General features: G+C 72.1%; 16 protein-coding genes, 2 tRNA genes and 1 riboswitch. Of the genes, 5 read left to right on the top strand and 13 right to left on the bottom strand.

The genetic code is table 11. The features are described 5' to 3' along the window. Positions 1-3: 3 nt before the first annotated feature. On the bottom strand, positions 4-1,395 hold the full coding sequence (locus ACIP60_RS20590) for a folylpolyglutamate synthase/dihydrofolate synthase family protein (RefSeq protein WP_111556169.1): 1,392 nt from the start codon (positions 1,393-1,395) through the stop codon (positions 4-6). Positions 1,396-1,564: 169 nt separating this feature from the next. Here ACIP60_RS20590 and ACIP60_RS20585 point away from each other — a divergent pair, with 169 nt between their 5' ends. Further along, positions 1,565-3,112: a chitinase gene (locus ACIP60_RS20585; protein WP_400686477.1), complete on the top strand. Its 1,548-nt coding sequence runs from the start codon at positions 1,565-1,567 to the stop codon at positions 3,110-3,112. Between the two features lie 63 nt (positions 3,113-3,175). On the opposite strand, the gene ACIP60_RS20580 is transcribed toward ACIP60_RS20585, so the two are convergent. Together ACIP60_RS20580 and ACIP60_RS20575 are read right to left on the bottom strand one after the other, a co-directional pair. Continuing rightward, complete coding sequence (locus ACIP60_RS20580; protein ID WP_100836140.1) at positions 3,176-3,706, bottom strand: hypothetical protein; 531 nt, start codon at positions 3,704-3,706, stop codon at positions 3,176-3,178. Between the two features lie 273 nt (positions 3,707-3,979). After that, positions 3,980-6,619, bottom strand: a complete 2,640-nt coding sequence (locus ACIP60_RS20575; RefSeq protein WP_400686474.1) for a valine--tRNA ligase — start codon at positions 6,617-6,619, stop codon at positions 3,980-3,982. 162 nt (positions 6,620-6,781) lie between these two features. Here ACIP60_RS20575 and ACIP60_RS20570 point away from each other — a divergent pair, with 162 nt between their 5' ends. Both ACIP60_RS20570 and ACIP60_RS20565 read left to right on the top strand, forming a co-directional pair. Beyond that, a complete protein-coding gene (locus ACIP60_RS20570) occupies positions 6,782-7,732 on the top strand; it encodes a hypothetical protein (RefSeq protein WP_400686472.1) in 951 nt (316 codons plus the stop codon). Between the two features lie 48 nt (positions 7,733-7,780). Continuing rightward, a complete protein-coding gene (locus ACIP60_RS20565) occupies positions 7,781-8,593 on the top strand; it encodes a hypothetical protein (protein ID WP_400686470.1) in 813 nt (270 codons plus the stop codon). A 136-nt stretch (positions 8,594-8,729) separates the two neighbouring features. Here the strand turns inward: ACIP60_RS20565 and clpX are convergent, their stop codons facing one another. From clpX to ACIP60_RS20540, 5 genes are all read right to left on the bottom strand, one after another. After that, entirely contained in the window at positions 8,730-10,016 is a 1,287-nt protein-coding gene (gene clpX, locus ACIP60_RS20560; RefSeq protein ID WP_014135752.1) for an ATP-dependent Clp protease ATP-binding subunit ClpX, read from the bottom strand. A 278-nt stretch (positions 10,017-10,294) separates the two neighbouring features. Continuing rightward, the gene (locus ACIP60_RS20555; protein ID WP_100836145.1) at positions 10,295-10,957 is read right to left on the bottom strand and encodes an ATP-dependent Clp protease proteolytic subunit; all 663 of its coding nucleotides are present in this window, start codon (positions 10,955-10,957) and stop codon (positions 10,295-10,297) included. A gap of 44 nt (positions 10,958-11,001) precedes the next feature. Continuing rightward, the gene (locus ACIP60_RS20550; RefSeq protein ID WP_282206501.1) at positions 11,002-11,631 is read right to left on the bottom strand and encodes an ATP-dependent Clp protease proteolytic subunit; all 630 of its coding nucleotides are present in this window, start codon (positions 11,629-11,631) and stop codon (positions 11,002-11,004) included. Between the two features lie 234 nt (positions 11,632-11,865). After that, positions 11,866-13,266 carry a trigger factor gene (gene tig, locus ACIP60_RS20545; RefSeq protein WP_400686467.1) on the bottom strand — a complete coding sequence of 467 codons (1,401 nt, stop codon included), beginning with the start codon at positions 13,264-13,266 and terminating at the stop codon, positions 11,866-11,868. A 241-nt stretch (positions 13,267-13,507) separates the two neighbouring features. Beyond that, positions 13,508-13,581 (bottom strand) — tRNA-Pro (locus tag ACIP60_RS20540). 160 nt (positions 13,582-13,741) lie between these two features. Here ACIP60_RS20540 and ACIP60_RS20535 point away from each other — a divergent pair. After that, a tRNA-Gly gene (locus ACIP60_RS20535) sits at positions 13,742-13,815 on the top strand. A 154-nt stretch (positions 13,816-13,969) separates the two neighbouring features. On the opposite strand, the gene ACIP60_RS20530 is transcribed toward ACIP60_RS20535, so the two are convergent. From ACIP60_RS20530 to ACIP60_RS20510, 5 genes are all read right to left on the bottom strand, one after another. Continuing rightward, positions 13,970-15,022 carry a peptidoglycan DD-metalloendopeptidase family protein gene (locus tag ACIP60_RS20530; protein WP_400686465.1) on the bottom strand — a complete coding sequence of 351 codons (1,053 nt, stop codon included), beginning with the start codon at positions 15,020-15,022 and terminating at the stop codon, positions 13,970-13,972. Between the two features lie 5 nt (positions 15,023-15,027). Beyond that, positions 15,028-15,179, bottom strand: a riboswitch (cyclic di-AMP (ydaO/yuaA leader). 371 nt (positions 15,180-15,550) lie between these two features. Continuing rightward, positions 15,551-15,745 carry a hypothetical protein gene (locus ACIP60_RS20525; RefSeq protein ID WP_100836148.1) on the bottom strand — a complete coding sequence of 65 codons (195 nt, stop codon included), beginning with the start codon at positions 15,743-15,745 and terminating at the stop codon, positions 15,551-15,553. A 394-nt stretch (positions 15,746-16,139) separates the two neighbouring features. Further along, entirely contained in the window at positions 16,140-17,342 is a 1,203-nt protein-coding gene (locus tag ACIP60_RS20520) for a PP2C family protein-serine/threonine phosphatase (protein WP_400686462.1), read from the bottom strand. Positions 17,343-17,593: 251 nt separating this feature from the next. Next, complete coding sequence (locus ACIP60_RS20515) at positions 17,594-18,079, bottom strand: ribose-5-phosphate isomerase (RefSeq protein WP_400686460.1); 486 nt, start codon at positions 18,077-18,079, stop codon at positions 17,594-17,596. Positions 18,080-18,150: 71 nt separating this feature from the next. Beyond that, the gene (locus ACIP60_RS20510) at positions 18,151-18,747 is read right to left on the bottom strand and encodes a biotin transporter BioY (RefSeq protein WP_400686458.1); all 597 of its coding nucleotides are present in this window, start codon (positions 18,745-18,747) and stop codon (positions 18,151-18,153) included. A 276-nt stretch (positions 18,748-19,023) separates the two neighbouring features. Here ACIP60_RS20510 and ACIP60_RS20505 point away from each other — a divergent pair, with 276 nt between their 5' ends. Continuing rightward, on the top strand, positions 19,024-20,433 hold the full coding sequence (locus ACIP60_RS20505; RefSeq protein ID WP_400686456.1) for an amino acid permease: 1,410 nt from the start codon (positions 19,024-19,026) through the stop codon (positions 20,431-20,433). The last annotated feature ends 25 nt before the right edge of the window (positions 20,434-20,458 follow it).

Genomic DNA, 20,458 nt, shown 5'->3' with positions numbered 1-20,458 from the left:
CGGCTACTTCCTTCCGAACAGCAGGCGCGCCTCGCCCACCGTGATGACGGAGCCGGTGACCAGGACGCCGGCGCCGCCGAGGTCCTCCTCCTCGGCGAGGGTGACGGCGGCGTCGATCGCGTCGTCCAGGCGCGGCTCGACCTGCACCCGGTCCTCGCCGAAGACCTCGACGGCGAGGGCGGCCAGCCGGTCGACCGGCATCGCGCGGTGGGTGGAGTTCTGGGTGACCACGACCTCGGCGAGGATCGGCTCGAAGACCTCCAGCAGGCCGGTGACGTCCTTGTCGCCGCTGGTGGCGATGACGCCGACCAGCTTGGTGAAGCCGAACGCCTCGCCGATCGCGCTGGCCGCGGCCTGCGCGCCGTGCGGGTTGTGCGCGGCGTCCAGGATGACGGTGGGGCTGCGCCGGACCACCTCCAGCCGGCCCGGGGAGGAGACGCCGAACAGCGCCTGCCGGACCTTCTCCTCGTCCAGGTGCTCGGCGCCGCCCTGGCCGATGCCGAAGAACGCCTCGACCGCGGCGAGCGCCAGCGCGGCGTTCTGCGCCTGGTGGTCGCCGTGCAGCGGGAGGAAGAGCTCCGGGTACTCGTGGCCGCCGATGCCGCGCAGGGTCACCAGCTGGCCGCCGACCGCGACCTCGCGGCGCAGCACGCCGAACTCCAGGCCCTCGCGGGCCACCGTGGCGTCCACCTCGACGGCGCGGCGCAGGATCGTCTCGGCCGCGTCCAGCTGCTGCTGGGCGACCACGGCGAGCGCGCCGGGCTTGATGATCCCGGACTTCTCGACCGCGATCTCGCCGGTGGTCTCCCCCAGCTTGTCGGTGTGGTCCAGGCCGATCGGGGTGATCACCGCGACCTGGGCGTCGATCACGTTGGTGGCGTCCCAGGAGCCGCCCATGCCGACCTCGACCACCGCGACGTCCACCGGCGCGTCGGCGAAGGCGGCGTAGGCCATGCCGGTGAGCACCTCGAAGAAGGACATCGCGACCGGCTGGGCGGCGTCGACCATCCGCACGTAGGGCTCGACGTCCCGGTAGGTCTCGACGAACTTCTCCGGGCTGATCGGCGCGCCGTCCAGGCTGATCCGCTCGGTGACGGACTCCACGTGCGGGGAGGTGTAGCGGCCGGTGCGCAGCTCGAAGGCGCCCAGCAGCTGCTCGACCATCCGGGCGGTGGAGGTCTTGCCGTTGGTGCCGGTGATGTGGATCGAGGGGTAGGAGCGCTGCGGCTGGCCGAGGATGTCCATCAGCGCCTCGATCCGGTCGAGCGAGGGCTCCAGCTTGTTCTCCGGCCAGCGGGTGGCCAGCTCGGCCTCGACGGCGCGCAGTTCGGGGTCGGTGCCGCCGGCGTCGGCGGGACGGACGGTGTAGGGGTTGGGCTCGGCCTTGTCGCTCACCCCGCCAGTCTAGGGACTCCGTGCGCCGCGGCCGGACGGGCACCCCGGCCTGCAGGCCCCCTTGACACCGGAATTGGTCTACTCCACCGTGTGAGTCGCTCCCACCCGCTCCCCGCACCGAGCTCCCCGCACCGCACCCCCCATCGACACTCCCCCACATGGAGATGGCATGCGTGCACCACAGCCCCGTCCCCGCCCGCGCGCCGGGCGGGCCCTGCTCGCCGGACTGCTGGCGGCCTCCACCGGCCTGGTCGGCCTGGTCCTGGCCGGTACCGGCACGGCCACCGCCGCGCCCGGCGTCGACGTCCTGGCCAACGGCGACTTCTCGGCCGGCAACCACCTCGCCCCGTGGACCTGCGGCCCGACCGTCACCGCGGTGAACAACGCCGCCACCGGCTGGGACCTCCAGGGCTCCCCGGCCGGCACCGACTACGCCAACTGCAGCCAGACCGTCGCCGTGCTGCCCAACTCGACGTACACCCTGAGCACCGTGGTGCAGGGCAGCTACGTGTTCGCGGGCGTCACCGGCACCGGCGGCACCGACCCGTCCACCTGGAGCTCCAACGCCGGGTGGAACACCCTGACCTCCACCTTCACCACCGGGGCGGCCACCACCTCGGTGTCGGTCTGGTTCCACGGCTGGTACGGGCAGACCCCGTTCACCGTGGACAGGGTCTCGCTGGTCGGCCCGGGCACCGGCACCAGCCCGTCGCCCTCGCCCTCCGCGTCCACCAGCACCTCGCCGACCCCGTCGCCGTCCCCCTCGACCAGCGCCTCGCCCTCGCCGTCCCCGTCGACGTCGGGCAGCCCGACCGCGCCGCCGCCCCGCAAGCACCTGCTGACCGGCTACTGGCAGGACTTCTACAACGGCGCGGCACCGCAGCGGATCAGCGACGTCCCGGCCGCGTACGACATCATCGCGGTGGCCTTCGCGGACGCCACCAGCACCCAGGGCGCGATCTCCTTCACCCTGGACCCGACGCTCGCCGGCAAGCTCGGCGGCTACACCGAGGCCCAGTTCAAGGCCGACATCGCGGCCAAGCGGGCGGCCGGCAAGAAGGTGGTCATCTCGGTCGGCGGGCAGAACGGCACCGTCTCGGTGGCGAACTCCACCGCCGCGGCCAACTTCGCGGACTCGGCGTACGCCCTGATCCGGCAGTACGGCTTCGACGGGATCGACATCGACCTGGAGAACGGCGTCAACTCCACCTACATGGCGCAGGCGCTGCACACCCTGGCGGCCAAGGTCGGGTCCGGTTTCGTGCTGACCATGGCCCCGGAGACCATCGGCATGCAGTCCACCGGCGGGGAGTACTTCAAGCTGGCGCTGGCCACCAAGGACATCCTGACCATCGTCAACATGCAGTACTACAACAGCGGCGCGATGCTCGGCTGCGACGGCGGGGTCTACTCGCAGGGCACCGAGAACTTCCTCACCGGCCTGGCCTGCATCCAGCTCCAGGGCGGCCTGCGGCCCGACCAGGTCGGCCTGGGCGTCCCGGCCTCCACCAGCGCGGCGGGCGGCGGCTTCATCAGCCCGTCGGTGGTGAACAACGCGCTGGACTGCCTGGCCGCCGGCACCAACTGCGGCAGCTTCGTCCCGCCGGCCAAGTGGCCGACCATCGGCGGCGCGATGACCTGGTCCACCAACTGGGACGCCACCGCGGGCAACCAGATCGCCACCACCGTGGGGGCGCACCTGCACGCGATGCCGTGACCCGTCGTCCGGCCGCGTCCCGGTGCGGGAACCGCCCGGGCCGGGACGCGCAGTGACGATCCGTCAGTACGTCGCGCGGGGCGTCGGCAGCCGCCCCGCGTGCCGGCGGCGCAGTTCGGCGGCGATCTCCTCGGCCTCGCCCTCCGGCAGCAGCGGCAGCATCATCGCGACCGCCTGCACCAGGCCGCCGAGCAGGTAGGTGGTGTCGGGGGTGCCGGCCACCAGGGCGCGCACCTGGGCGACGTCGCCCGCGGCGACGGCCTCCAGCAGCAGGGCGGCGCCGGCCGCCTCCTCGTCCACCGGCACCTGCGAGGTGTCGTGCGGGGCCCGCCGGGCCAGGCCGCGCAGCACCCGGTCGGCGACCTCGGGGGCGTACGCCTTGCGGACCGCCTCGGCGGCGATCCACACCAGCAGGGTGGCCACTTCGCGTTCGACGTGCTCGGCGAGCAGCCGGTCCAGCTCGGTGTCGAAGGCGATCTGGTTTCCGTGCCGGAATGCCAGCAGCAGCGTCGCCGCCCGGGCCTTGGCCGCCTCCACCTCTTCCCTCGGAAGTTCGTCCGGAAGTTCGTCGGCCAACTCCCCGGTCGCCATCATGTGCGTGCCCTCCGTCCGTGCCCCGCCCGAATGGGAACTTCCGCCCACCGTACACATCCGGTGTGCAAAGGTCGCTGAACGCGCGGGGGTGGGCAACGCAATGCATTCCAAATGGCGCGGCGGGCCAATTGCCGCACAATGACGCCGAATAGGGGGTGCTTCACCGATACCGCGACGCGCGGGCAAGGGAATTGACAAACCGTCGGGAAGAACCCGGGAAAAGGCGGAGGGCCGCCGCCCCCGGGGGGAGCGACGGCCCTCGCCGGCCCGCGGTCAGCCCTGCGGCAGCGCCGCGAGTTGGGCGGTGATCCGCTCGATGTCGGCCTCGGCGGCCGCCAGCCGGACGCGGATCTTGGCGACCACCTCGTCCGGCGCCTTGGCCAGGAAGGCCTCGTTGCCGAGCTTGCCGGTGGTCTGCGCCTTCTCCTTCTCGGCGGCGGCCAAGTCCTTCTGCAGGCGCTTGCGTTCGGCCGCCACGTCGATGGTGCCGGACAGGTCGAGCGCGACGGTGGTGCCGGCCACCGGCAGCGCGGCGGTGGCGTGGAAGCCCTCCTCGGGCACCGTCAGCCGCAGCAGCGCGCGGATCGCGGCCTCGTGCACCTCCAGCCGGTGGCCGGCCAGCTCCAGCCGGGCCGGGACCTTCTGGGTGTCGCGCAGGCCCTGGTCGTTGCGGAACCGGCGGACCTCGGTGACCACCTGCCGCAGCAGGGCGATCTCCGACTCGGCGTCGGCGTCCCGGTAGCCGGAGTCCGTCGGCCACTCGGCGACGACCACCGACTCGGCGCCGGTCAGCGCCGTCCAGAGCGCGTCGGTGACGAACGGGACGATCGGGTGCAGCAGGCGCAGCGTCACGTCCAGCACCTCGCCGAGCACCCGGCGGGCGTGGTCGGCCTGCGGGCCGCCGCCGTTCAGGGTGGTCTTGGAGAGCTCGACGTACCAGTCGAAGACCTCGTCCCAGGCGAAGTGGAACAGTGCGTCGGAGACCTTCGCGAACTCGAAGTCCTCGTAGAGCGCGTCGACTTCGGCCACCGTGGCGTTCAGCCGGGACAGGATCCAGCGGTCCGCGGCGGTGAGCTCCTCCGGCGCGGGCAGCGGGCCCCGGACGGTGGCGCCGTTCATCAGCGCGAACCGGGTGGCGTTCCAGATCTTGTTGCAGAAGTTCCGCGAGCCCTTGACCCAGTCCTCGCCGATCGGCACGTCGGCGCCGGGGTTGGCGCCGCGGGCCAGCGTGAAGCGGACGGCGTCGGCGCCGTAGGCGTCCATCCAGTCCAGCGGGTCGACGGCGGTGCCGGAGGACTTCGACATCTTCTTGCCGAACTCGTCGCGGACCAGGCCGGTCAGCGCCACCGTCTTGAACGGGGCCTCGCCGTCCATCGCGTACAGGCCGAACATCATCATCCGGGCGACCCAGAAGAAGATGATGTCGTGGCCGGTCAGCAGGACGTCGGTCGGGTAGAACTTCTCCAGGTCGGCGGTGCGCTCCGGCCAGCCCAGGGTGGAGAACGGCCACAGGCCGGAGGAGAACCAGGTGTCCAGCACGTCCGGGTCCTGGACCCAGCCCTCGCCGGCGGGCGGCTGCTCGTCCGGGCCGACGCAGACGACCTCGCCGTCCGGGCCGTACCAGACCGGGATGCGGTGGCCCCACCAGAGCTGGCGCGAGATGCACCAGTCGTACATGTTGTCGACCCAGTCGAAGTAGCGGCGCTCCAGCTCCTTCGGGTGGATCTCGACCCGGCCGTCGCGGACCGCGTCGCCCGCGGCCTTCGCCAGCGGCTCGACCTTGACCCACCACTGCAGCGACAGCCGCGGCTCGACCACGGTGTGGCAGCGCGAGCAGTGGCCGACCGCGTGCTCGTAGGGGCGCTTCTCGGCGACGATCCGGCCCTGCTCGCGCAGCGCGCCGACCACGGCGGAGCGGGCCTCCAGCCGGTCCAGGCCGAGGAACGGGCCGTGCACCGTGATGATGCCGCGGTCGTCCATCACCGTCAGGTTGGGCAGGCCGTGCCGCTGGCCGATGGCGAAGTCGTTCGGGTCGTGCGCGGGCGTCACCTTGACGGCGCCGGTGCCGAACTCCGGGTCGACGTGCTCGTCGGCGACGACCGGGATCTCACGGTCCGTCAGCGGCAGCTTGACGGTCCGGCCGACCAGGTGCGCGTAGCGCTCGTCGGACGGGTGGACGGCCACCGCGGTGTCGCCCAGCAGGGTCTCGGCGCGGGTGGTGGCGACCACGATCGCGTCCGCGCCGTCGCCGTAGCGGATCGAGACCAGCTCGCCGGGCACGTTCTCGTGCTCGACCTCGATGTCGGAGAGCGCGGTCAGGCAGCGCGGGCACCAGTTGATGATGCGCTCGGCGCGGTAGATCAGGCCGTCGTCGAAGAGCTTCTTGAAGATGGTCTGGACGGCCTGCGAGAGGCCCTCGTCCATGGTGAAGCGCTCGCGCGACCAGTCCACGCCGTCGCCGAGCCGGCGCATCTGGCCGAGGATCCGGCCGCCGTAGTTCTCCTTCCACTCCCAGACCTTGTCGACGAAGGCCTCCCGGCCCAGGTCGTGCCGGGACAGGCCGGCCTCGGCGAGCTGCTGCTCCACCTTGTTCTGGGTGGCGATGCCCGCGTGGTCCATGCCCGGGAGCCACAGCGCCTCGAAGCCGAGCATCCGCTTGCGGCGGGTCAGCGCGTCCATCAGCGTGTGCTGGAAGGCGTGGCCCAGGTGCAGCGCGCCGGTGACGTTCGGGGGCGGGATGACGATGGTGTACGGGGGCTTCTCGCTCTTCGCGTCGGCCGTGAAGTAACCGCGCTCCACCCAGCGCTCGTACAGCTCGCCCTCTACCTCGGCCGGGGCGTAGGTCGTCGGGAGGGTGGCTGCGTCGTCCCCGGGGTGCGAGTTCGCGGGGCGCTGGTTCGTCGTGTCGGTCACGACGAACAGTTTACGGAAGTACGGACCTCGGTTACGAACCGACGGTGTCCGGACCAGTCGGGCGCGGTGGGGGGACCGTACGATAGCGTGCCGCATGCTCGACCACTCGACCGACCACCACAGGGCCGCGGAACGCGCAAGCGGCGGGGGAGACTGACGACGATGTACGGCCAGGGGCAGGGACCGCAGCAGTATCCGCAGGGGCAGCCGCAGCAGCCGTACGGCGCTCCCCCTCCGCAGCCCGGCTACGGTCAGCCGCCGGCCTACGGCGCCCCCCAGCCGCCCGCGTACGGCGAGCCCCAGCCGCCCGCGTACGGCGCGCCCCAGCAGCAGCCCCCCGGCTACGGCTACCCGCAGCAGCCCCCGGCCCCGCAGGCCGGCTACGGCCAGCCGCCGCAGCCCCCGCAGCAGTGGGGCGCGCCCCCGCAGCAGCCCGGCTACGGCGGGTACCCGCCGCCGCCCGCGCCGGCCAAGAAGGGCAGGGGCGGGATCATCGCCCTGGTGGTCGTGCTCGGCGTGGCCGTGGTCGGCGGCGGCCTGTGGTGGGGGCTGAAGGGCGGCTCCGGCTCGGACACCGCGGGCAAGTACAAGCTCGTGGTGCAGGACAGCGTGGCGGGCTACACCAAGAAGTCGTCCAACGAGAAGGGCGAGTTGAAGGGCCTGGAGGCCGTCGGCACCTTCGAGGGCTCGCTCAGCGTCACCTACCAGAAGAACACCACCGACCTGGCCAGCTTCGGCGGCAGCTGGGGCACCGTCAAGGACCCGGACAAGGCGATCGACGCCCTGGTCGCCAAGCTGGACGAGGCGATGAACAGCTCGGACGACTCCGACAGTTCGACGGACGGCGGCAAGGCCGTCTGGAAGCAGAAGCTGTCCGACGTCGACGCCAAGGACCCGAAGGACTCCGGCAGCCGGCTGCGCTGCGGCACCATCGGCGCCGAGGGCGGCGCCTCCGCCGCCGCCCCGAGCGTGCCGGTGTGCGTGTTCGCCACCCACTCCACGATCGGCTCGGTGACGACCAACAGCCTCGACCCCAAGGGCAAGCAGCTGACCGTCGACCAGGTCGCCGCGCTGGCCCGCCAGCTCCGGGACGCCTCCACCGTCGCCAAGTAGGACCCGACCCCACCAGCACCACCTCCACGTGTGAACGGAGCCCCAGCCGTGTCCGACAACCAGTTCGGCCCGCCGCAGCCCGGCTTCGGGCCGCCGCAGCCCCCCGGTGCCCCGATACCCCCGCAGGGCGCGCCCGCCCCGCAGCCCGGATACGGCTACCCCGGTCAGCAGCAGCCGCCGCAGCAGCAGTCCTGGGGCGGCGCCCCGCTGCCCCAGCAGGGCTACCCGGCCGGCGCCCCCGGCGGCTTCCCGCCCGGCTACCCGGCCCCGCCGAAGAAGTCTCGCAAGGGCCTGTGGGTCACGCTCTCCATCGTGTCCGCGGTGATCCTGGCCGGCGCCGGCGTGGTCGGCTACCTCGCCTACGACACCGTCTCGAAGTCCGGCAAGTACAAGGTCGTCATGCCCCCGACCTTCCAGGGCATGAGCAGCGAGGCCGGCGCGGACACCGCCCAGCAGATGGCCGAGCAGATGAAGCAGGACTCGGCCTCCGACCCCGACTCGCTCCAGCCGGACGAGACGGTCGCCGCCGTCTACGGCTCGGAGGACGGCAGCCGGGTGCTGATCGCGGCCGGCGGCTACGGCAAGGTGACCCGGCCGTCCTACCAGGTCGACCAGCAGTTCAAGGACATGGAGAAGGAGGGTGACACCGTCACCCAGAAGAAGTCGGTGGACGCCGGTCCGCTCGGCGGCTCGATGTCCTGCGGCCTCGTCACCAGCGGTGACACCCCGGACCTCGCGGTCTGCGTCTGGGCCGACTACTCCGCCGTGGTGCTGGTGATGGAGCAGGCCGACGGTGTCGACCTCGACAAGGTCGCCGCCGACACCCGCGAGCTGCGCCAGGTCTCCGAGGTCGCCAAGTAGCCCTCCGGGCCCCGGAAGTGGACCTCCGGGCCGGCGAGCGGCCCGCGCCGCAAGGCGGTTGGACGAACGGAAGGGCCCCGCACCGGTTCACCGGTGCGGGGCCCTTCCGTGTCGGGCCGGGCGACGACGCCCGGACTCAGGCGCTCTTCTCCCGGCGCTCGCGCTTGATCATGTCGCGCGGGACCAGGGTCGGGATGGCGTGCTTGGAGACGACGTCCCCGGTGACCACCACGCGGGCGACGTCCTGCCGGGACGGGACCTCGTACATCACGGACATCAGCACCTCCTCCATGATGGCCCGCAGACCGCGCGCGCCGGTGCCGCGCAGGATCGCCTGGTCGGCGATCGCCTCCAGCGCGTCCCGGGTGAACTCCAGCTCCACGCCGTCCAGTTCGAACAGCTTGCGGTACTGCTTCACCAGCGCGTTCTTCGGCTCGGTGAGGATCTGCAGCAGCGCCTCGCGGTCCAGGTTGTGCACGCTGGTGATGACGGGCAGGCGGCCGATGAACTCGGGGATCATCCCGAACTTCACCAGGTCCTCCGGCATCACCTGGCGGAAGTGGTCCGCCGAGTCCACCTCGCGCTTGGAGCGGATGGTGGCGCCGAAGCCGATGCCCTTGGCACCGGCCCGGCCCTCGATGATCCGCTCCAGGCCCGCGAACGCGCCGCCCACGATGAACAGCACGTTGGTGGTGTCGATCTGGATGAACTCCTGGTGCGGGTGCTTGCGCCCGCCCTGCGGCGGCACCGAGGCGGTGGTGCCCTCCAGGATCTTCAGCAGCGCCTGCTGCACGCCCTCGCCGGAGACGTCCCGGGTGATCGACGGGTTCTCGCTCTTGCGGGCGACCTTGTCGATCTCGTCGATGTAGATGATCCCGGTCTCGGCCTTCTTGACGTCGTAGTCGGCCGCCTGGATCAGCTTCAGCAGGATGTTCTCGACGTCCTCGCCGACGTAGCCGGCCTCGGTCAGCGCCGTGGCGTCCGCGATCGCGAACGGCACGTTCAGCATCCGGGCCAGGGTCTGCGCCAGCAGCGTCTTGCCGGAGCCGGTCGGGCCCAGCAGCAGGATGTTGGACTTGGCCAGCTCGATCGCGTCGTCCCGGCCGGAGCCGGAGCGCCCGGCCTCGCCGGCCTGGACCCGCTTGTAGTGGTTGTAGACCGCGACCGACAGCGCCTTCTTGGCGAGGTCCTGCCCGACCACGTACTGGTCCAGGAACTCGTAGATCTCGCGGGGCTTCGGCAGTTCCTCGAAGCGCACCTCGGAGCTCTCGGCGAGCTCCTCCTCGATGATCTCGTTGCACAGGTCGATGCACTCGTCGCAGATGTACACGCCTGGCCCGGCGATCAGCTTCTTCACCTGCTTCTGCGACTTGCCGCAGAACGAGCACTTGAGCAGGTCGCCACCGTCTCCGATGCGTGCCACGAGGTGCTTCCCCTTCGCCAGGGGCCCCGCGGGGGTCGGGGCCTGGTGCTGTGAGACCGGCTGCGCCGTCGGCGGTCGGTCTGGTATCCGACGGTACTCTGCCGAGCCGTCGTTTCCGCCGACTTCGACCGGTCTGCCCTACGCCCTGGGCGAATTGATACCGAACAGATGCCGTCGCGGGCGCATGTCCCGACTGCCATTGTGCGGGACGGACGCCGGGACCGGAACGCCCCGGGGCGGGGCGTACGTCACGTACGCACCGCCCCGGGGCGGGAAGGTCAGTCGGTGTACGAGTTCTTCCGGGTCGAGACGATCTGGTCGATCAGCCCGTACTCCAGCGACTCCTCGGCGGTGAGGATCTTGTCGCGCTCGATGTCCTCGCGGACCTGCTCGACGTCCTTGCTGGAGTGCTTGGCCAGCATGTTCTCCAGCTGCTCGCGCATCCGGAAGATCTCCTTGGCCTGGATCTCCAGGTCGGACACCTGGCCGCGGCCGGTCTCGGTGTACGGCTGGTGGATCAGGATGCGGGCGTTCGGCAGCGCGAGGCGCTTGCCGGGGGTGCCAGCGGCCAGGATCACCGCGGCGGCCGAGGCCGCCTGGCCCATGCAGACCGTCTGGATGTCCGGCTTCACGAACTGCATGGTGTCGTAGATCGCGGTCAGCGCGGTGAACGAGCCGCCGGGCGAGTTGATGTAGAGCGAGATGTCCCGGTCCGGGTCCATCGACTCCAGGCAGATCAGCTGCGCCATGATGTCGTTCGCCGAGACGTCGTCCACCTGCGAGCCGAGGAAGATGATGCGCTCCTCGAACAGCTTGGCGTACGGGTCGTACTCGCGGATGCCCTGCGAGGTGCGCTCGACGAACCGCGGGACGATGTAGCGGCCCTCGGCGCGCATGTCCTCCAGGCGGGCCTTGGCACCGGACAGGCTGGGGATGTTCATGGTTTCTGGTCCTCCGAAGCGTGCGGTCAGGGTTCCGATGCCGGTCAGCCGGCCAGGCCGGCGCCGGTGCCGCCGCCGCCCGGGACGTCCGCGGCGCTGTGCATGATCTCGTCGATCAGGCCGTACGCCTTGGCCTCCTCCGGCGTGAACCAGCGGTCGCGGTCGGAGTCCAGGGTGATCTGCTCGAAGGACTGGCCGCTGTGGAAGGCGATCAGCTCCGACATCCGCTTCTTGGTGCGCAGCAGCTGCTCGGCCTGGATCCGGATGTCGGTGGCGGAGCCGCCGAGGCCCGCGGAGGGCTGGTGCATCAGGATGTTGGCGTTCGGCAGCGAGAAGCGCTTGCCCTTGGCGCCCGCGGTCAGCAGGAACTGGCCCATCGACGCCGCCATGCCCATCGCGATGGTGACCACGTCGTTCTTGATGTACTGCATGGTGTCGTAGATCGCCATGCCGGCCGAGATGGATCCACCCGGGGAGTTGATGTAGAGGTAGATGTCCTTCTCGGGGTCCGCCGCGAGCAGCAGCAGCTGGGCGGTGATCTTGTTGGCGATGTCGTCGTCGACCTGCTGGCCGAGGAAGATGATGCGCTCGTTGAGCAGCCGGTTGTAGACCTGGTCGCCCAGGCCGCCACCCACGTCGCCGCCGGCGGCGTGCGGTGCCATCGGGCCAGGCATCTGCATCTGCGGGAACGTCACTTAGCCACCTGCTCAGTCGATCTGCGTGTGTGTCGCTGTCCACCGACCCTAACGCGCAGGCCCCGCCGCTGAATCCCCCACGCAGAACTGTTCGCTGTGAGCGCAGGGTGAGCGGGCCGAACGCGCGGGGCACGCGAACGGGCCCGGACGCCGTGCGGCGTCCGGGCCCGTCCCCGGTGCGACTTCACCGTCGGTGGCCGACGGTCACGGGGCTCAGGCCCCGGCGGACTCCTCGGAGGTCTCCTCCGCGGCGGCCTCGGTGGACTCGGCGGCCTCGGTGGTCTCCTCCTCCTCGTCCTCGAAGGAGACGGTCTCGCCGTTGGTGTCGGTCACCTTGGCGGCCTCGACCACCAGGGCCAGCGCCTTGCCGCGGGCGACCTCGCCGACCAGCAGCTGCACCTGGCCGCCCTGGACGACCTGCTGGGCGAACTGGTCCGGGGTGAGGCCGGAGCCGGCGGCGCGGCGGATGAGGTGCTCGGTGAGCTCCTCCTGGTTGACGCCCAGCTCCTCGTTCTTGACGATCTGGTCCAGCACGAACTGGGTCTTGATGCCCTTCTTCGCCTGCTCCTCGGTCTCCTTCTCGTAGTCCTCGCGGGACTTGTCCTGGGAGGCGAGGTAGGTGTCGAGGGTCAGGCCCATCGGCTCCAGCTGGTGGTGCTCCAGGTTGTGCTTGCGGGTGCCGATCTCGTCCGCGAGCAGCTTCTCCGGGTAGTCCATCTCGACCCGCGAGAGCAGCTCGTCGAGGACCTTCTCCTGGGCCTGGGTGGCCTGGTCGAACTCCTTCATCCGCTCGAGGCGCTTGACGGAGTCGGCGCGGAGCTCCTCGAGGGTGTCGAACTCGCTCGCCAGCTGCGCGAACTCGTCGTCCAGGGCCGGGAGTTCCTTCTCCTGGACGGCGGTCACGGTGACGGTGACCTCGGAGTCCTTGCCGACCTGGGTGCCGCCCTTGAGGGTGGTGGTGAAGGTCTTGGACTCACCGGCGGACAGGCCGATCACGGCCTCGTCGATGCCGTCCAGCAGGCGGCCGGAGCCGATCTCGTAGCTCACGCCGGTGGCGGTGCCGTCCTCCGGCACCTCACCGTCGACCTTGGCCTCCAGGTCGATCACCACGATGTCGTTCTCGCCGGCGGCGCGCTCGACGTCCTTGACGGAGGCGAAGCGCTCGCGCAGCTGCTCCAGCGACTTCTCGACGTCCTCGTCGCCGACCTCGATCGGGTCGACCACGACGGCGATCTCGGAGAACTCGGGCAGGGTGACCTCGGGGCGCACGTCGACCTCGGCGGTGAACTTGAGGTCCCCGCCGTCCGCCAGGTTCTCGACACCCTCGATCTCGGTGATGTCGGGCTGGCCCAGAACGTCGATCTGGCCCTCGTCGACGGCCTGCGTGTAGAAGCGCGGAAGCGCGTCGTTGACGGCCTCCTCCAGCACCGCGCCACGACCGAAGCGCTGGTCGATCACCTTGTTCGGGATCTTGCCCTTGCGGAAGCCCGGAACGGTGACCTGCTGGTTGATCTTCTTGTACGCCGCGTCGAGGCTGGGCTTGAGCTCCTCGAAGGGCACCTCGACGGTGAGTCGAACCCGGGTGGGGTTCAGAGTCTCGACGGCGCTCTTCACGGTTGGGTCTCCTAGGGGGCTTGCGGTCAGGGCGATAGGCGGTTGGGGCTGCATTGCTGTCCGTACTACCGCCAGCGATCCATCCTACCGGTACCACGAAAGCGGCTGTGCCCGGCACCGGGGGCCGGGAGCCCGGGGGGCCCGGAACCACGGCGGCGGAACCACGGCGGCGGGGCGCGACGACGACGGGGCCGCAACGACAACAGGGCCCCGCCCGCCGACGAGACCCTGCCGCACGCGGTCGGGGTGACCGGATTCGAACCGACGGCCTTCCGCTCCCAAAGCGGACGCGCTACCAACCTGCGCCACACCCCGTGGTGCCGAGCAGAAGAGTACACGTCGACCCGCCCCCGACCGGGGCGATATCGACGAGCCGGGGACGAGCCGACAACGGGAAGGAGTGTGCAATCCACCGACCCGACCAGGTACGCTGGGCCAGTCCTCACCACCGCACGGTGGCGGAGGGCGCTTCCCTGCGGGTGTAGCTCAATGGTAGAGCCCCAGTCTTCCAAACTGGTCACGCGAGTTCGATTCTCGTCACCCGCTCCACGAGGCCGACGGCCCCGACCGCCCAGCGGTCGGGGCCGTCGCCGTTCCCCCTCCGGCGCACCGGCCCCGCGCTCCCCCGCGCTCCCGCCCCGCGGACGGCCCGGAGGCCCCGCGCGGTGGGTCGCGCGGGGCCTCCGGGGGGTGGTGCCGGGGATCAGACGTTGACGCCGTGGGCCGCCAGGTAGGCGACCGGGTCGATGTCGGAGCCGTAGTCCGGGGTGGTGCGGATCTCGAAGTGCAGGTGCGGGCCGGTGACGTTGCCCGTGGCGCCGGACAGGCCGATCTGCTGCCCCGCCGTCACGGACTGGCCGGCCGAGACGGAGATCGAGGAGAGGTGCGCGTACTGGGCGTACTTGCCGTCGGCGAGCTTGATGACGACCTGGTTGCCGTAGGCGCCGCCGTTGCCGGCCGAGACCACGGTGCCGTTGGCGATCGCCTTCAGGCTGGTGCCGGTGGAGACCGGGAAGTCGATGCCGGTGTGGTAGCCGCTGGACCAGCTGGAGCCCGCCACCTTGTAACCGGTGGTGACGCTGCCCGGCGCGGGGGCGACGTAGCCGGAGGAGGAGCTCGCGGCGGAGCCGGCGCTGCTCGAACCGGTGGAGGCGGTGGCGGTCGACGACTTCGCCGAGGACGACTTCTCGGTCTTGGCCTCGGTCTTGGCCTCGACCTTGGCGGGGGCCGGGGCCGGGGTCTCGGCCTTCGCCTCGGCCGGAGCCGGGGTCTCGACCTTCGCCTTGGCCGGGGCCTCGGTCTTGGCCTGCGCCTTCGGGGCGGCGGCGGTGGCCGCGGCGTCCGAGGAGGTGGTGGCCGAAGTCGCCGGGGCGGCCTGGCCGTTGACGCTCAGCTGCTGGCCGGGGTAGATCAGGTTCGGGTTGCCGCCGATGACCGAGCGGTTGTCCTGGTAGAGCTTCTCCCAGCCGCCGTCCACGTTCTTCGCGGTGGCGATCTTCGAGAGGGTGTCGCCGGCGGCGACCTTGTAGGTCTGCGCGGCGGCGTCACCGGCGGGGTGGCCGGTGGTGTCGGCGACGGGGGTGGCGTCGACCGAGACGTTGGCCCACTGGCGGCCGCCGTCCTGGTGGTCGGCGGTGCCGTGCGCGGAGGCGGCGGAGACCGGGAGGCCGACCGCGGCACCCACCACGCCGGCGGCGATGGCGATGCGGGCGATGGTGGTCAGGCGCGGCTTGCGGTGCTTGCCCTGGACGGACATGAAGCTGTTCCTCTCCGACGCCTACGAGGTGAGCTGTCGGGTTCGGGCGAGAGTTGCCCGGCCGCGTCTCCGCGGCTTCACCCCGAGCCGTCCCGTGCGTTCCGGGCCCGGCGTACTACCTGTGGTTCCCCCGCTCCTGCCGTGGCGTGGTGTCTGGTCGGCACCGAACGGCGGCAGGACTAGGCGTTCCGCTCGATGGCCAGCCCGGCCGATGTCCGGGCTGCGGAGGAAGCAAAACCCACGGCTCGCGGAGCTGGCAAGCGCCGAAGAGCCCCGTTCCCGTGATCGGGAGGGGGCTGACGGTACGCCAGGTCACGCTCCGCCGACGACGGGCTGCGGTGCGCGTACGGGATCATGACGGTGCGCCCACGAACCGCACACAGCGGGCGACGTCGGCCACTGCGTGCACCTGGGCGCTGACCTGGCGTGACGGGTCGGGTGAGCCTGGTCACCCGCGGGCAGCGGTGCGGTCCGGAACGGGGGTGCCCCCGCCCGTCGGAACGTGCTCCCCGGGGCCGGACGGGGTGGTCAGCCCGCGATGCCGGAGATGGCCTTGGAGATCGAGTTGAGGAACTGCTGGATCGGCCCGGCCATGGTCGACTGGCTGAGCATGAATCCGAACAGCGCGGCGATGATGGCGTGTCCGCCCTTCAGCTGCTTGTTGCGGATGAAGATGAAGACGATGACGCCGAACAGGACAAGGGCGGAGACGGAGAAGGCCACCGGGACTCACTTCCTCGATTCATGGCGGGGGTTCAGGTCGGAACCGGCGACGGCTCCAGGCGGAAACCGGCCCCTGCCCCCCGTGTCCCCACCACTCCATCCGGACTCAGTGTGGTCGCTCGTGCGGACTGCGTAAAGGACTTGCCCCGTCACCGGGGGCCCCAACCCGGGTGGTGGGACTGATTTTCGCCGACCGCGACGATAGCGGACGGGTCCTGACGGGGCGTCGGCGGGAGGCGGTTCGCGGCGGCTGCCGCGGCAAACCGGCAGGCAGACCGGGTCGGTGCCCACCGGCCGGGTATGCCAGGGGAATTGGCCGAAGATCAACGTCGGGGTTTGACACTCCGTGGGCGCTCCGTGCTCACCGCGCCCGCCGCGTCCGCGCCCGGCGGGGTCAGCGGCGCCAGACCAGCAGCACCGCCCGGTCGTCGTTGACGTGCTTGGCCACGCTGTCGATCAGCCGGACCGCGGCCCCGGGGCGCCCGGCCGCCGGGATGGTGGCGACCAGCCGGTCGGCCTCGCCCATCAGCCGGTCCATGCCCTCGCCCAAGTCCCGGCCGGGGATCTCCACCATGCCGTCGGTGCAGAGCATCAGCACGTCGCCGGGGCCCAAAGTACCGCGCGCGCCCTCGAACTTGGCGCCGTCGTAGACGCCGAGCAGCGGGCCCTCGGCCTCCTTGACCTCCCAGTGGCCGGCCCCGGCCAGCCGGTGCATGCCGGGCAGGTGCCCGGCGGAGAGGAGTTCGTACTCGCCGGTGTCCAGGTCGAGGACCAGGTGGACGGCGGTGGCGAAGCCCTCCTCCCAGTCCTGGCGCAGCAGGTAGCCGTTGGCGGCGGGCAGGAAGTCGTGGGCGGGCAGCGAGCCGAGCAGCCCGCCGAAGGCGCCGGAGAGCAGCAGGGCGCGGCTGCCGGCGTCCATGCCCTTGCCGGAGACGTCGGCGAGGACGACTTCGAGCACCGGGCCGGTGCGGGCGGCGACCATGAAGTCGCCGGAGAAGGACTGGCCGCCGGCCGGGCGGAGCGCGGTGTCGGTGTGCCAGCCGTCGGGCAGCTGCGGGACGCGGCCCTGGACCCGGATCCGTTCGCGCAGGTCGAAGAGCATGGTGGAGCCGCCGCGCCAGGGCACGCCGATCCGGCGGCGGAACTGGGCGACCAGCAGTCCGGCGACGCCGACCGCGCCGACCACCAGGGCGGCGCCCGGGGTGACGCCGTGGGCGTACGCCTCGGGCTGCCGGCTGGCCACCCGCTCGCCGGTGTGCACCAGGGACTCGGTGATCAGCCCGGCGGCCGCGGCGGCGTACAGCAGCACCAGGGTGCCGGGGCGCAGCAGCAGCGCGCCGGCCAGCACCGGCAGGACCAGGGCGGTGGGCGGCGCCCAGTCCGGGACGAGGATGTTGAGCAGCACCAGCAGCGGGACGGCCAGGGCGAGCGCGGCGAACGCCCACCAGTCGGCGCCGTCGCCGCGGAAGTAGTCGACCCCGGTGCGGCGCAGCCTGCGCCGGGCCCGGTACAGCGCCGTGCGCAGCCGGGCCGTCACGGGTTCGCGGGACGGTCCGCCGTCCCGGCCCGTCGCACTGGGACGCGCGCTGCCGGCCATGGGGACCGACCTTATCCACCGCCGGTGCCCGCGTCGACGGGGCGGGTGGCACCGGGTGCAGCGCGGGGCGGCGGGCCCGGCGGGTTTCGGCCGCCCGGGACGTGTCCGGGGGCGGGGGTCCTCCGCGGGCGGACCGGCGGAGCGGCCGAACCGGGGCCGGACGTCCGCGAGTTGGGCGCGGTGCGCCCGAGCCGTGCTTGCTGCGGTGCGGGGTGCGGCGGGGGACGCCCGGGCGGGCGTCCCCCGTCGGCTCAGCCCTGCGGGTGGTGGGCCGGAATCGGCGGGAGCTCGCCGGTGGTCTCGTACTCGGACAGCATGTCGATCCGGCGGGTGTGCCGCGCCTCGCCGCTGTACGGGGTGTTGAGGAAGACCTCGACGAACTTGGTGGCCTCGTCCAGGGTGTGCATCCGGCCGCCGACCGAGATGACGTTGGCGTTGTTGTGCTCGCGGCCGAGGGCCGCGGTCTGCTCGCTCCAGGCGAGGGCGGCCCGGACGCCCTTGACCTTGTTGGCGGCGATCGCCTCGCCGTTGCCGGAGCCGCCGATCACCACGCCCAGCGCCTCGGGGTCGGCGGCGGTGCGCTCGGCCGCCCGGAGGCAGAACGGCGGGTAGTCGTCCTCGGCGTCGTAGACGTGCGGGCCGCAGTCGACCGGCTCGTGCCCGGCCCCCTTCAGCCACTCGACGAGGTGGTTCTTCAGTTCGTATCCGGCGTGGTCGGAGCCCAGGTAGACGCGCATGACCACGAGTGTGACATGCCGCCGGGTCCGCTCCCCGGCAGGGGCGCGGACCCGGCGGCGGTGACGCGGCGTCAGCGGCGGCCGAGCAGTTTCCAGGTGAGCGGGAGGGCGCCCATCGCGAGCACCACCTTGAGCGCGTCGCCGACCAGGTACGGGTACAGACCGAGGTGGGCGGCCTCGGAGAGCGGGACGTCCAGGGCGAAGGCCAGGTAGGGCACGCCGACGGCGTAGATGGCCAGGCTGCCGAGCACCATCGCGCCCGCGGTGCGCAGCGGGCCGCGGTCGGCGCCGCGGCGGGCCAGCGCGCCGGTCAGCGCGGCGGCGACCACGAAGCCGATCACGTAGCCGAGGGTGGCCAGGCCCGCGCCGGAGGTGCCCTGGGCGAACCACGGCAGGCCGGCCGCGCCGGCCAGCAGGTAGAGGCCGAGGGCGGCGGCGCCGCGGCGGGCGCCGAGCGCGGTGCCGACCAGCAGGGCGGCGAAGGTCTGCCCGGTCACCGGCACCGGCGAGCCGGGGACGGGCACCGACAGCTGGGCGGCCAGGCCGGTCAGCGCGGCGCCGCCGGCCACCAGGGCCAGGTCGCGGGCGCGCGCACCGAGCCGGGTGGACGCCTGCGGCAGCAGGTCGGCGAGGACGGCGGTGGAGGGTGTCGGCGCGGCGATGGCCATGGCTGCTCCCGGGGGTCCGATGCGGGTGATCACCTGTGAACCTACGCGCTGCCCGGCACCCGCCGCCGCGTCGGCCGCGACAAAAGCCGACCGCCCCGGCTTGTCGGGTCCGGCCTGTGACCGAGCCCTCATCCGCACCGTGGGTGCGGGTGCGGTCACCGTCCGTCGGGCGGCCGTCCGGATGGCGGTCCCGCCTGGGAGGCCCCCGCCGGATGCCGAATAGTGGACGGACCCCCGCGAAAGCGTCCGCTAGTCGAACAGTCTGGAACCCTCCGCATGTCCCGCACCCCCACCCCCGAGACCGTGCCCGCCCGGGAGCCGGCCGCCGAGGACGCGGGCCTGGCCCACGGGCTCAAGCAGCGCCACCTGTCGATGATCGCGCTCGGCGGGGTGATCGGCGCCGGGCTGTTCGTCGGCTCGGGCGCCGGGATCGCCGCGGCCGGTCCGGCCGTGGTGCTGGCCTTCGCCGCCTCCGGACTGCTGGTCATGCTGGTGATGCGGATGCTCGGCGAGATGTCCGCCGCCCGCCCGGCCTCCGGCTCCTTCTCGGTGCACGCGGACCGGGAGATCGGCGGCTGGGCCGGGTTCACCGTCGGCTGGCTGTTCTGGGTGCTGCTGTGCGTCGGTGTCGCGGTGGAGGCGATCGGCGCGGCCGGCATCGTCTCCGGCTGGCTGCCCGCCGTGCCGTCCTGGGCCTGGGTGGCGGTCTTCATGGCCTTCTTCTGCCTGACCAACCTGGCGGCGGTGCGCAACTTCGGCGAGTTCGAGTTCTGGTTCGCTGCGGTCAAGGTGCTGGCCATCACCGCCTTCCTGGTGATCGGCGTGCTGGCGGTCTGCGGCCTGCTGCCCGGCACCGCCGCCCCGGGGGCGGCCAACCTCACCGGCCACGGCGGCTTCCTCCCGCACGGGACGAGCGGCCTGATCACCGGTCTGCTCGCCTCGGTCTTCGCGTACGGCGGGCTGGAGACCGTCACCATCGCCGCCGCCGAGTCCGAGGACCCGCGGCGCAGCGTGGCGATCGCGGTGCGCACCGCGATGTGGCGGATCGCGCTGTTCTACGTCGGCTCGATGGCGGTGATCGTCACGCTGGTGCCGTGGGACGACCCGGCGGTGGTGCGGCCCGGCCCGTACGTCGCGGTGCTGGACGTGCTGGGCATCCCCGGCGCGGCCCAGCTGATGAACGCGGTGGTGCTGATCGCGCTGTTGTCCGCGATGAACGCCAACATCTACGGCTCGTCCCGGATGGCGCACTCGCTGATCGCCCGCGGCCACGGCCCGCGCGCGCTGTCCCGGCTCTCCGGCGGCGTGCCGCGCCGGGCGGTGCTGGCCTCCTGCGCGTTCGGCTTCCTCGCGGTGCTGCTGTCGTACTGGTGGCCGGAGACCGTCTTCTCCTGGCTGCTGAACATGGTGGGCGCGGCGGTCCTGGTGGTCTGGGCGTTCATCTGCGTCGCCCAGCTGCGGATGCGCCGCCACCTGTCGGCGGCCGAACTCCCGGTCCGGATGTGGGCGTTCCCGTACCTGACGTACCTGGCGCTGGCCGCGATCCTGGCGGTGCTGGTGCTGATGACGCTGGACTCCGCCAACCGCGTGCAGCTCTACTTCACGGCCGGGCTGACGCTGGTGCTGGCGGCGGCGGGCGCGCTGCGCGGCCGGGGGGCCCGGACGGCGCGGACCCCGCGCCCCTGACGGGACGCGGGGTCCGACTCCGCTC

Source organism: Kitasatospora sp. NPDC088783, from assembly GCF_044750705.1.
GTDB classification, from domain to species: Bacteria; Actinomycetota; Actinomycetes; order Streptomycetales; family Streptomycetaceae; genus Kitasatospora; species Kitasatospora fiedleri.
Note: the sequence above shows the minus strand (reverse complement) of the source record. Positions and strands in the feature narration are given on the sequence as shown.

Bases quoted from the DNA above. Each gene is read 5' to 3' on its own strand.
- ACIP60_RS20555 (WP_100836145.1), bottom strand. From the start codon at position 10,957: ATGAACATCCCCAGCCTGTCCGGTGCCAAGGCCCGCCTGGAGGACATG.
- ACIP60_RS20520 (WP_400686462.1), bottom strand. From the start codon at position 17,342: ATGGCCGGCAGCGCGCGTCCCAGTGCGACGGGCCGGGACGGCGGACCG.
- ACIP60_RS20585 (WP_400686477.1), top strand. From the start codon at position 1,565: ATGCGTGCACCACAGCCCCGTCCCCGCCCGCGCGCCGGGCGGGCCCTG.
- ACIP60_RS20515 (WP_400686460.1), bottom strand. From the start codon at position 18,079: ATGCGCGTCTACCTGGGCTCCGACCACGCCGGATACGAACTGAAGAAC.
- ACIP60_RS20505 (WP_400686456.1), top strand. From the start codon at position 19,024: ATGTCCCGCACCCCCACCCCCGAGACCGTGCCCGCCCGGGAGCCGGCC.
- ACIP60_RS20530 (WP_400686465.1), bottom strand. From the start codon at position 15,022: ATGTCCGTCCAGGGCAAGCACCGCAAGCCGCGCCTGACCACCATCGCC.
- ACIP60_RS20510 (WP_400686458.1), bottom strand. From the start codon at position 18,747: ATGGCCATCGCCGCGCCGACACCCTCCACCGCCGTCCTCGCCGACCTG.
- ACIP60_RS20580 (WP_100836140.1), bottom strand. From the start codon at position 3,706: ATGATGGCGACCGGGGAGTTGGCCGACGAACTTCCGGACGAACTTCCG.
- ACIP60_RS20550 (WP_282206501.1), bottom strand. From the start codon at position 11,631: ATGCCTGGCCCGATGGCACCGCACGCCGCCGGCGGCGACGTGGGTGGC.
- ACIP60_RS20570 (WP_400686472.1), top strand. From the start codon at position 6,782: ATGTACGGCCAGGGGCAGGGACCGCAGCAGTATCCGCAGGGGCAGCCG.